The organism is Halomonas sp. 25-S5, from assembly GCF_029889845.1.
In the GTDB taxonomy this organism is placed as follows: domain Bacteria; phylum Pseudomonadota; class Gammaproteobacteria; order Pseudomonadales; family Halomonadaceae; genus Halomonas.
In genome coordinates, this window is the sequence record NZ_JARANV010000010.1 from 111,997 (window position 1) to 122,550 (window position 10,554).

Consider the following 10,554-nt stretch of genomic DNA (forward strand, 5'->3'; position numbering starts at 1 on the left):
GTTTGCCGGCGCAGCGCGGGGTCAGCCTTGCCGGTTCTTGAGCCAGTCCAGCACGCCCTCCAGGTGGCTGGCCAGCTGGAGGGCGTTCACCTCACCCTGCACGCGGGCATCGCGCAGTTCCTCGCCATCGTCGAAGAATAGCAGGCTGGGCGGACCGAACAGCTGGTAGTGGTCCAGCACCTCGCGGCTAGTGGCGCCGCTGTTGGTGACGTCGACGTTGATGCGCCGGAAGTTGGCCAGCGGGCCCGCCACCTCGGGCGACGGGTAGACCTCGCGTTCCATCACCTTGCAGGAGATGCACCAGTCGGCGGTGAAGTTGACGAAGGCCGGTTCGTCGCTCTCGGCCAGCGAGGCCCGCAGGGCGTCGAGGTCCTCCACGGTGGTGATCTCTTGGGCGACGCTGGCCGCCTCCCCGGCCGCGGTGTCGGCCACCGGGCGGGTGGGTGCCAGGGGCCGCAGCGGGTCATCCCCGCCGCGCGAGGCGCCGATCACCAGGGCGATACCCCAGACCAGCAGCATCAGGCCTGCGGCCTGACGGACCCGCGGCCAGCCCTGGGCCTGGTTGACGGTCAACGCCCCCAGGGCCAAGGCGCTACCGATGGCCAGCCCGGCCCACAGCAGTAGGGCAATGCTGCCCGGCACCAGGCGCTCCACCAGCCAGATGGCGACGCCCAGCAGCAGGATGCCGAAGGCGGCCTTGATGCCGTTCATCCAGGCGCCGGCGCGGGGCAGCAGGGTGGTACCGAAGGTACCCACCAAGAGCAGCGGTACCCCCATGCCCAGCGCCAGCGCGAACAGCGCCACCCCGCCCATCAGCGCATCGCCGGTGGTGGAGATGAACACCAGGGCGCCGGCCAGCGGCGCCGAGACGCAGGGCGAGACCACCAGCACCGACAGTGCCCCGGCCAGGGCCAGGCCGGCGGGGCCGCTGCGCTGGGCGCGGGCCTGCCAGCCATCGATGCGGCCGGCCAGCCTGGGCGAGAGGCGCAGGTCGAAGGCGCCGAACATGGCCAGGGCGAAGAGCGTGAAGAGCACGGCGAAGGGGATCAGTACCGGGGCCGACTGCAGGCGGGCCTGGAGGTTGAGGCCGGCACCGAACAGTCCCATCAGCATCCCCACGGCGGCATAGGTGAGCGCCATCCCGGCCACGTAGCTGGCCGAGAGGACGAAGGCTCGGGATCGGGTCGGGTGCTGGCCGACGATGATCGAGGAGAGGATCGGCACCATGGGCAGCACGCAGGGCGTAAAGGTCAGCCCCAGGCCGGCGAGGAAGAAGAGCCCGAGGACCAGCGGCAGGCTGGCCTCGGCCATCAGGGTGCGGAAGCGGCCATCCTCGCTCTGGGGGGCACCACCGATGGCCGGGGCGACGTCGCGTCCGGACGCCTCGTCGGCGGCAGGCGTCGTGCTGCCGGGCGCGTCGTTGCCGGAGGCACCCGCGTCATCGGACGGCGTCCAGCCGGCGAAGGTGGCCGGTGCCTCGCCCTCGGGGGCGGTCAGCTCGACGCGTTCCGGTGGATAGCAGAGGCCGGCATCGGCACAGCCCTGGAAGGTCAGGGTGATGTCCAGCGGGCCCTGGTGGCCCGGCTCGAGGGGCACCTCGAAGACCACGTTGTCATAGAAGACATTGACGTCACCCAGGAATTCGTCGCTCTTGGCCAGCCCCGGAGGGAGCTCAGGGTCGCCCAGCTCGAGACCTCCCACGTCTGTCTCTACGGCGAACTGGTGGCGATAGAGGTAGTAGCCTTCGGCGTTCTCAAAGCCCACATGGAGGGTCTGGCCATCGTGCCAGGCGCTGGGCTGGAAGGCCTCCAGGACAGGCAGGAACGCCTCGTCGTCATCTTGGGAGAACCACTGGGCCTGGGCCCCCAGCGGCAGCAGAAGCGTGATCAGCAGGGCGAGTCGCAGGACGGTTGGCACAGCACTTCCTTGATAGCGGTGAACTGTTTGGTGGCACGGCGCGAATTGGACCCCGTTTCGCGAGGCCGGGTTCCGTCCATCGGCGGCGAGGCCAAGGTCCTGCTAGGATATCGCAGTAGTGGGAGAGCTGTTGATGGCCTCCCGTCTGGAAGGCTGCGCCGTATTGTCGCGTCGCCGGAAGTTTTCATCATCAAGGGAACCTGATCATGGCGTTGACGCAAAAGGGTGCCGCCAGGCGCCGCAGTCGGACCGAGATGCTTGAACACCCGGAGTATGGCTGGATCTGGAAGCCGTTGCTGGCACTGCTGGTGATCTACCTGGTGGTGTGTCTGGGGCTGGGGATCTGGTGGAGCCGTACGCCGGGAAGCTTCGATGTGGAACAGGCCGTCACCAAACAGCGTGGCGCGGCATCGGGCAGCCCGGCGGCCCGCGGCGCCGTGACCACCGCTAGCCTGATGACCCTGGTCGAGACCCTGCTCGAGAAGCCGGGGGGGTACCTGCGCAACGATGTGGCCCCACCCGGGTTGTGGCTCGACAACATGCCGGCCTGGGAGCTGGGCGTGTTCATCCAGGCGCGTCGGCTCTCGAGGTCGCTGCCGGCCATGGAGCAGTCATCGACTCCGGTGCTGCAGCGCGTGCAGCAGCGCCTGATGGGAGACAGTCGCGACTGGCTCTATCCCGCCACCGAGAAGCGTCTGACGCAGGCCCTGGACGAGCTGGGCGGCTATCTCGATGCGCTCGGGAAGGACGGTGATGCCGCCTTCGGTGATCAGGGCCAGGGCCTCGCGGCCTGGCTCGAGGCGATCACCGGATCGCTGGACGAGCTGGGGCTGCGGCTCTCGGCGAGCATCGGCAGCCGCGATGAGTTGCGCGACCTGGATATCGACGCCGAGGCCCTGCCGGCGCGCACGCCCTGGTATCGTGTCGATGACGTCTTCTTCGAGGCTCGCGGCCAGGCCTGGGCCCTGCTGCATCTGCTTGAGGCGGTGCGGCGTGACCAGGCCGACGTGCTAGCCTCGGCCGGCGTCACCGAACGCTGGGGGCAACTGGTGGCCGAGCTCGAGCTTAGCCAGCGCCGGCTGTGGAGTCCGCTGGTCCTCAACGGCTCGGGCTTTGGTATCTTCGCCAACCATTCGCTGGTGCTGGCCAACCACATGGTGCGTGCCCGGGACCTGGCGAGGCAGGTCACCGAGGGCCTGGCCGAGGTGACACCCACGCCGGCCCCCACCGCCAGCGAAGGCGTCGCCGAAGAGCCGGCCGTTGAAGAGCCGGCCGCCGATTCCGGCGAGGGCGAAATATCTTCTCCCGGTGGCGAGCAGACGCCCGGTGAGGCGGCAGAGCAGAGCCGCGACAGCGCCACGGCCGATGATGGTGCCACGGCTGGGGGTGAGCCGCCGGCGAACTGACGACCGAGGATATCGCGCAACGACAACGGGCCGCCCGAGGGGTGGCCCGTTGTCGTGTCAGGCGGTGCTGTCGATGACCGCTGTATTCGAGGGTCAGGCCTTGTCGTGGGCCGCCACGGCCTTCTCGATGGCCTTGCGAGCGGCGTCTACGCCTTCCCAGGATTCCACCTTGACCCACTTGCCCTTCTCGAGATCCTTGTAGTTCTCGAAGAAGTGGGCGATCTGCTGGCGCAGCAGCTCGGGCAGGTCGGTGACTTCCTGGATGTCGTCATAGAGGCTGGAGAGCTTGGGGTGCGGGACACACACCAGCTTGGCGTCCTCGCCGGCCTCGTCGGTCATGTTGAGGATGCCCACCGGGCGGGCGCGGATCACGGCGCCGGGCTGGACCGGGTAGGGCGTCACCACCAGGGCGTCCAGGGCGTCGCCGTCGTCGGCCAGGGTGTGCGGGATGAAGCCGTAGTTGGCCGGATAGAACATCGGGGTCGCCATGAAACGGTCGACCAGCAGGGCGCCCATGTCCTTGTCGATCTCATACTTGATCGGCGCGTGGTTGGCGGGGATCTCGATCGCCACGTAGATATCGTTGGGGAGATCCTTGCCGGCGGGGATGTTGTCGAAATTCATCGTCGCTTCCTTGGGTTGGCAATAATAAGGCTTGGCGAATCGGGCAGGCGCAAAATCCGCCGAATTATACGAACCCGCGGCGGGGATTACCAATGGGCCTTAGGTGGCATGCTGTCTTTGGTCGATGGGCCCGCCGGCGGGGCAGGGTGTATGATGGGTCTCCGATGGAAGGCGTCGGCCACCGGCCGGCGGTTCGCGCCGATTGCGAGGAGAATGCCTTGACACCCGTGCAACTGTCACTGAGCTACGGTCAGGCCTTCGTGGCGCCTGATCGGCGGCGGCATCGCAGCTCGATGTCGGTGCGCTTCCCCGAGCCCCCCTTGCTCGCGGCGAAGGGCGCCTGCGCCCTGATCAGTGACTCCACCTTGCGCAACAACCTGGCGAAGCAGGCGGGCGATCTCAGCGTCAAGGGGTTTCTGACCGACTACTTCGCCACCCCCGACCACTGGGACGTCAAGACCTCGGCGACCCGCGTGCTGCGTGCGCTGAACGCCTGGTGCTTCAGCCAGAATCGCCAGATGGCGGACGGCAGCTATGTCTCCTCGCTCTCCGCCATGGTCTACCGGGGGCGCGAGGCGCATCTCTTCCATATGGGAGATACCCTGGTGTTTCGCCTGCGCGGCGCCGAGTTCGAGCAGCTCTCCCGGGATCATGTCACCGACCTGGGCGGCTATCGCTACCCCTCCCGGGCCATGGGCATGGACAGCGGCCTGGAGATCGATTACGCCAGCATGCCCCTCAAGCAGGGGGACATCTTCCTGTTCACCACTCAGGCGGTGCAGGGCACCCTGATGCCCTCGGATTACGTGCGGCTGATCCGCGAGGATGCCAGTGACCTGGATGCCGCCTGCGAGCGCCTGGGTGCGGCGGCCCGTGACCGGGCCCAGGAGCGGGGCTACGGCGGCGATCAGTTCTGTTTCCAGCTGGTACGCATCGATGCCCTGCCCGAGGCATCGGAGGACCAGCCCGGCCGCGTCTATGGCGACTTGCCGATTCCCCCGGAACTCTCGCCCGGTGATCGTCTCGATGGCCTCGAGATGCTGTCGGTGCTCTCGCGCACGGCCCAGTCGCGGGTCTACCAGGTGCGCGACCTGCATAGCGGCCGCGAGATGGTGATGAAGGCGCCCAGTCCCGAGCTCTCCAGCCGCAATGCCTACCTGGAGCACTTCCTGCTACAGCAGTGGGTGGTGGAGCGCGTCACGTCGCCCTTCGTGGTGCGCATCATGGAGCCCTCGCGGCCGCGGCGCTTCCTTTACTACCTGATGGCCCACGTCAAGGGCGAGACCCTGACCGAATGGGCCCGGCGCCATCCCCAGGCCAGCCTCGAGCAGCGCCTCGACATCGCCAATCAGCTGGGCAAGGCGGTGCAGGCACTGCATCACCGCGACTTGCTGCACCAGCGCATCCATCCCGACAATGTGCTGATCGATGTACATGGCCAGGTCGTGCTGGCCGACTTCAGCGCCTGCCACCTGCGTGACGTGGACGGTCATCGCCGCTCGCGGGGGCTGGTTCGCCAGCTCGGGCTGACCGAGCATAGCGCGCCCGAGTATGCGCTGGAGGACGATGTCGGCCGTCGCAGCGACCAGTACTCCCTGGCCTCGACCATCTATTGGCTGCTCACCGGCGAGCTGCCCTATGCGCTGACGCCGAACCGGCTGCGTAGCCATACCGACCTGGAGCAGCTGGCCTATCGCAGCGCCCGCACTCTGAATCCGGAGGTGCCCGTGGCCCTGGACGATGCCCTGCGCCGGGCCCTGGATCCCCAGCGTGCGCTGCGCTTCCGGCGCATGTCGGAGTTCCGTCGCGCGCTGCGCCCGCCGCGTGATCCGGCCGGTGGCTCGGGGGAAGGCGGCTCGCACAGGCCGCGGGAACCCGCCCGCTTCTGGCAGGGCGTGGCGGGCATCCTGCTGCTGCTGCTGGTGCTCTCCTGGTTGTTGCGATAAGGCCCTTCGGGCAGCTCCAAGCGACAAGCACCGAGCGCCGAGCAGTCTGGTGGCGGGCGGTAAGTAGTGAGATCGAGCCGGGAACGAAAAGACCCCGCCGGACTTGATACCTGGCGGGGACTCGTTGGCATCGGTGCTAGCGCCGATCTTTCATCGTTGGCCGCTTGGCCGCTTGGCCGCTTGGCCGCTTGGCCGCTTGGCCGCTTGGCCGCTTGGCCGCTTGGCCGCTTGGCCGCTTGGCCGCCTAGATCGTGAACTCGGGCAGCTTGCGCTCGACCCGAGCCAGCCTGAGATGCGCCACCTTCGGCAGGCCGTTCTCGAAGGGCGGAAAGTCCTCGCCCTGGATCAGCGGCGACAGGTACCGGCGGCAGGCCTCGGTGATGCCGAAGCCGTCCTCGCGGATGAACTCCCGCGGCATGAACTTCTCGCGGTTGGCGACCTCGGCCAGCGGGGCCGCCTCGATGCGCCACTCGTAGGGGGTCTCGCTGACGCGCTTGATGGTCGGCATCATGGAGTTCTTGCCCGCGATGGCCAGTTCCACGGCCTTCTCGCCCACCGCGTAGGCCTGCTCGACGTCGGTCTTCGAGCCTAGGTGGCGGGCGGCCCGCTGCAGGTAGTCGGCCACCGCCCAGTGGTACTTGTAGCCCAGATCCTGCTTGACCATGCCAGCCAGGGTCGGCGCCACGCCGCCCAGCTGGCGGTGGCCGAACGCGTCGGTGTTGCCGGAGTCGGCGAGGAAGGTGCCGTCCTCGTAGCGCGCCCCCTCGGAGACCACGATCACGCAGTAGCCGTATTGCTTGACCGATTCCTCCACCCGGGCCATCACCCGAGCGCGGTCGAAGTGGACCTCGGGGAAGATCACCAGGTGGGGCGGCTCGCCCTCGCCCTGGCCGGCCAGCGCCCCCGCGGCAGCGATCCATCCCGCATGGCGGCCCATCACCTCGAGCACGAACACCTTGGTGGAGGTGGCGCACATCGAGGCGATGTCCAGCGAGGCCTCCAGGGTGGAAGTGGCGATGTACTTGGCCACGCTGCCGAAGCCCGGGGAGTTGTCGGTGATCGGCAGGTCGTTGTCCACGGTCTTGGGCACATGGATGGCCGTCAGCGGATAGCCGAGCTTCTCGGAGAGCTGCGAGACCTTGAGGCAGGTATCGGCACTGTCGCCGCCGCCGTTGTAGAAGAAGTAGCGGATGTCGTGGGCCTTGAAGACCTCGATCAATCGCTCGTACTGGGCGCGGTGGGACTCGATGTCCTTGAGCTTGTAGCGGCAGGAGCCGAAGGCGCCCCCGGGGGTGTGACGCAGGGCGGCGATGGTCTCGTCCGACTCCTGACTGACGTCGATCAGGTCCTCGGTGAGGGCGCCGATGATGCCGTTGTGGCCGGCGTAGACCTTGCCGATCCGGTCCGGGTGGCGGCGGCAGGCTTGGATCACGCCGCAGGCGCTGGCGTTGATCACGGCGGTGACGCCGCCGGACTGGGCGTAGAAGGCATTGTGCTGGGCCATGGGGCTTACCTGTTCCTGGTCACGTCGAGGGATCCGAAAACCCGTGAGTCTAGCCGAAAGTGGCATTGGCTGCACCTGCATGCCCGCCAGGCCCAAGTCGCCTTGGGCCCCGGTGGCGGCTGGAGCGCGCCGAGGGGGCCATGCTAGTCTCGCGCAGGTCGCGCCGCGGCTGGCGGCGAAAAGATTCCCGGAGAGCGCATGCACCTTCATATCCTCGGTATCTGCGGTACCTTCATGGGCAGCCTGGCCCTGCTCGCTCGCGAGCAGGGCCACACGGTCAGCGGCTCGGATGCCAACGTCTATCCGCCCATGAGTACCCAACTCGAGGAGGCGGGCATCGTCCTGTGCGAGGGGTACTCGGCGGACAATCTCTCGCCGCGTCCGGACCGGGTGGTGATCGGCAATGCCCTCTCCCGCGGCAACCCCGAGGTCGAGGCGGTCCTGGACCAGGGGCTGCCCTATGTCTCCGGCCCGGAGTGGCTGGCCGAGCAGGTACTGCCCAGGCGGCGGGTGATCGCCGTGGCCGGTACCCACGGCAAGACCACCACGGCGAGCCTGTTGGCCTGGCTGCTGGAGTCCGGCGGCCAGGCGCCGGGCTTTCTGATCGGTGGGGTGCCGCGCAACTTCGGCGTCTCGGCCCGGCTCGGCGCCCATGATGCCCCCTTCGTGGTGGAGGCCGACGAGTACGACACGGCCTTCTTCGACAAGCGCTCCAAGTTCGTCCACTACCGCCCCGAGATCGCCATCCTGGGCAACCTGGAGTTCGACCACGCCGACATCTTCGACGACCTGGGCGCCATCGAGCGGCAGTTCCACCACCTGGTGCGGACCGTCCCCGGGCGGGGTCGCCTGCTGGTGGCCGATGGCGAGCCGGCCCTGGACCGGGTGCTCGAGATGGGATGCTGGACTCCGGTGGAGCGCTTCGGCACCCAGGTGACAAGCCCCTGGCGGCTGGAGCTCGAGCGCGAGGATGCTTCGCGCTTCCGGGTCATCCATGAGCGCCACGATGGCGTAGCCGAGGTGAACGAGGATGCGGTGGTCGACTGGGGGCTGACCGGTGCCCACAACGCCCGCAACGCCCTGGCGGCCCTCGCGGCGGCGAGTGCCTGCGGGGTCGACCTGCCGCGCGCCGCCGCTGCGCTGTCGCGTTTCGCGACGCCGCGGCGGCGCCAGGAGGTGCGTGGCGAGGTGGCGGGGATCGAGGTCATCGATGACTTCGCCCATCACCCCACGGCGATCGCCGCCACCCTGGAGGGGCTGCGGGCCGCGACGCCGCGAGGGCGACTGCTGGCGGTGATCGAGCCGCGCTCCAATACCATGCGACTGGGCACCCTACGCGACCGGCTGGCGGCAAGCGTCGCCGCCGCCGATGCCGCCTTCTGGTTCCAGCCGCCGGGGCTGGACTGGTCGTTGTCGCCGGTGCTCGAGGCGAGCCCGGTGCCGGCCCGGCTGCTCGACGACCTCGATGCCCTGGTGGACACCCTGGTCGCGGAGGCGCGGCCGCTGGACCGTATCGTGGTGATGTCCAACGGAGGCTTCGGCGGCATCCACGAGAAGCTGCTGGCCGCCCTGGAGGTGGCCCATGCCGACTGAGCTGCGTGACCCGGTCACGGTGGCCCTGACCGGCGCCTCGGGGGCTCAGTACGGGCTGCGGCTGATCGAGGCGCTGGTGGCAGCCGACCACCAGGTCTGGGTGATGATCTCCAAGGCCGCCCACCTGGTGATCGCCACCGAGACCGACCGCGAGCTGCCGGCGCGTCCCGCCCGGCTGACGGAGGTGCTTACCGAGCGCAGCGGGGCGGCGCCCGGCCAAGTCCGCTGCTTCGCCCGCGAGGACTGGATGGCCCCGGTCGCCTCGGGGTCCGGGGCGCCCTCGGCCATGGTGATCTGCCCCTGCAGCACCGGGACTCTCTCGGCGGTGGCCACCGGGGCTAGCAACAACCTCATCGAGCGCGCCGCCGACGTGGCGCTCAAGGAGCGGCGCAAGCTGATCCTGGTGCCCCGCGAGACCCCGTTCTCGGCGATTCACCTGGAGCACATGCTCGCCCTGACTCGCATGGGGGCGGTGATCCTGCCCGCTGCCCCGGGGTTCTATCATCGGCCGGCGTCGATAGACGACCTGGTCGACTTCATCGTGGCGCGGATCCTCAACCAGCTGGGGATCGCGCATCGCCTGATGCCCCGCTGGGGGGACCCGGCTTCGCCGGGAGCTTGAAGCCATAAGCTTGAAGCGGGAAGAAAAAACCGACCCGGGCGGCGACCAGCAGTAGGGGGCGCTGCACAGCCAATTGACATGGAGGTTTCTCGAATGGTCAGCCTGGCCCTGCTGTCGGTGTTCGTGCCGACCTTCCTGCTGGTCTCGCTCACCCCCGGCATGTGCATGACCCTGGCCATGGTGCTGGGCATGACCCAGGGCGTGAGGCGCACCCTGTGGATGATGGTCGGTGAGCTGGTGGGCGTGGGCCTGGTGGCCTTCGCCGCCGGCGCCGGAGTGGCGGCCCTGATGCTGCGTCAGCCCGAGCTGTTCGCACTGCTCAAGTGGCTGGGCGGCGCCTATCTCGGTTATCTGGGTGTAATGATGTGGCGCTCCCGGGGGCGCATGGCCATTTCCCTGGAACGGGCGGGGCCGCCCGCCGCCCGTGGCCAGCTGGCCCTGCAGGGGCTGGTCACCGCGGTGGCCAATCCCAAGGGCTGGGCCTTCTTCATGGCCCTGCTGCCGCCCTTCCTGGATGCCTCACGCCCGTTGGTCATCCAGCTGGTGGCGCTGATCGCGGTGATCCTCGCCATCGAATTCGTCTGCCTGCTGCTCTATGCCACCGGCGGACGCACCCTGCGGCGGCTGCTCGGCGAGAGCGGCAAGGTGCGGCTGCTCAATCGTGTCGCCGGGACCCTGATGGTCGGCGTGGGACTGTGGCTGGCCCTGGGTTGACCCGGCTGAGCCGGGCTTCGCCCGGAGCTGGAAGAGCGTCGCTGCGCTCCTGGAAGCTTGAAGCTGTAAGCAAAACCCCTTGACCCCAGATAGCGAGATCATGCTGGCTTACGGCTTACGGCTTACGGCTTACGGCTTACGGCTTACGGCTTACGGATTTCACGATGGCGTTTGCAGTATTCGGGATGAAGAAAAAAGTGTACGGGGTGCGGGGGGGGGGGGGGGGGG

At 68.4% G+C, this 10,554-nt stretch carries 8 protein-coding genes; 5 read left to right on the top strand and 3 right to left on the bottom strand.

The window, feature by feature from the left end:
• Positions 1-21: 21 nt before the first annotated feature.
• On the bottom strand, positions 22-1,917 hold the full coding sequence (gene dsbD, locus OP498_RS09410) for a protein-disulfide reductase DsbD (protein WP_280553330.1): 1,896 nt from the start codon (positions 1,915-1,917) through the stop codon (positions 22-24).
• A 206-nt stretch (positions 1,918-2,123) separates the two neighbouring features.
• On the opposite strand from dsbD, the gene OP498_RS09415 reads away from it, so the two are divergent.
• Positions 2,124-3,323 carry a DUF2333 family protein gene (locus tag OP498_RS09415; RefSeq protein WP_280548638.1) on the top strand — a complete coding sequence of 400 codons (1,200 nt, stop codon included), beginning with the start codon at positions 2,124-2,126 and terminating at the stop codon, positions 3,321-3,323.
• A gap of 93 nt (positions 3,324-3,416) precedes the next feature.
• On the opposite strand, the gene ppa is transcribed toward OP498_RS09415, so the two are convergent.
• Positions 3,417-3,947, bottom strand: coding sequence for an inorganic diphosphatase (ppa, locus tag OP498_RS09420; protein ID WP_280548635.1), 531 nt, complete (start codon positions 3,945-3,947; stop codon positions 3,417-3,419).
• A gap of 218 nt (positions 3,948-4,165) precedes the next feature.
• Between ppa and OP498_RS09425 the strand changes: the two genes are divergently transcribed.
• On the top strand, positions 4,166-5,893 hold the full coding sequence (locus tag OP498_RS09425) for a bifunctional protein-serine/threonine kinase/phosphatase (RefSeq protein ID WP_280548633.1): 1,728 nt from the start codon (positions 4,166-4,168) through the stop codon (positions 5,891-5,893).
• 244 nt (positions 5,894-6,137) lie between these two features.
• Here the strand turns inward: OP498_RS09425 and OP498_RS09430 are convergent, their stop codons facing one another.
• Complete coding sequence (locus tag OP498_RS09430) at positions 6,138-7,397, bottom strand: 6-phosphofructokinase (protein ID WP_280548631.1); 1,260 nt, start codon at positions 7,395-7,397, stop codon at positions 6,138-6,140.
• 198 nt (positions 7,398-7,595) lie between these two features.
• Between OP498_RS09430 and mpl the strand changes: the two genes are divergently transcribed.
• The 3 genes from mpl (at position 7,596) to OP498_RS09445 (ending at position 10,326) form a co-directional block, all read left to right on the top strand.
• Entirely contained in the window at positions 7,596-8,990 is a 1,395-nt protein-coding gene (mpl, locus tag OP498_RS09435) for a UDP-N-acetylmuramate:L-alanyl-gamma-D-glutamyl-meso-diaminopimelate ligase (RefSeq protein ID WP_280548630.1), read from the top strand.
• Positions 8,980-9,612 (top strand): flavin prenyltransferase UbiX, encoded by a 633-nt coding sequence (locus tag OP498_RS09440; protein WP_280548628.1) that lies wholly within the window; start codon positions 8,980-8,982, stop codon positions 9,610-9,612. The genes mpl and OP498_RS09440 overlap by 11 nt, the downstream gene beginning before the upstream one ends.
• Before the next feature lie 93 nt (positions 9,613-9,705).
• Positions 9,706-10,326, top strand: coding sequence for a LysE family translocator (locus OP498_RS09445; protein ID WP_280548626.1), 621 nt, complete (start codon positions 9,706-9,708; stop codon positions 10,324-10,326).
• The last annotated feature ends 228 nt before the right edge of the window (positions 10,327-10,554 follow it).

What these genes read in the sequence shown, in the direction of transcription:
- OP498_RS09415 (WP_280548638.1), top strand. Translation starts at nt 2,124, where the DNA reads ATGGCGTTGACGCAAAAGGGTGCCGCCAGGCGCCGCAGTCGGACCGAG.
- ppa (WP_280548635.1), bottom strand. Translation starts at nt 3,947, where the DNA reads ATGAATTTCGACAACATCCCCGCCGGCAAGGATCTCCCCAACGATATC.
- OP498_RS09430 (WP_280548631.1), bottom strand. Translation starts at nt 7,397, where the DNA reads ATGGCCCAGCACAATGCCTTCTACGCCCAGTCCGGCGGCGTCACCGCC.
- mpl (WP_280548630.1), top strand. Translation starts at nt 7,596, where the DNA reads ATGCACCTTCATATCCTCGGTATCTGCGGTACCTTCATGGGCAGCCTG.
- OP498_RS09440 (WP_280548628.1), top strand. Translation starts at nt 8,980, where the DNA reads ATGCCGACTGAGCTGCGTGACCCGGTCACGGTGGCCCTGACCGGCGCC.
- OP498_RS09445 (WP_280548626.1), top strand. Translation starts at nt 9,706, where the DNA reads ATGGTCAGCCTGGCCCTGCTGTCGGTGTTCGTGCCGACCTTCCTGCTG.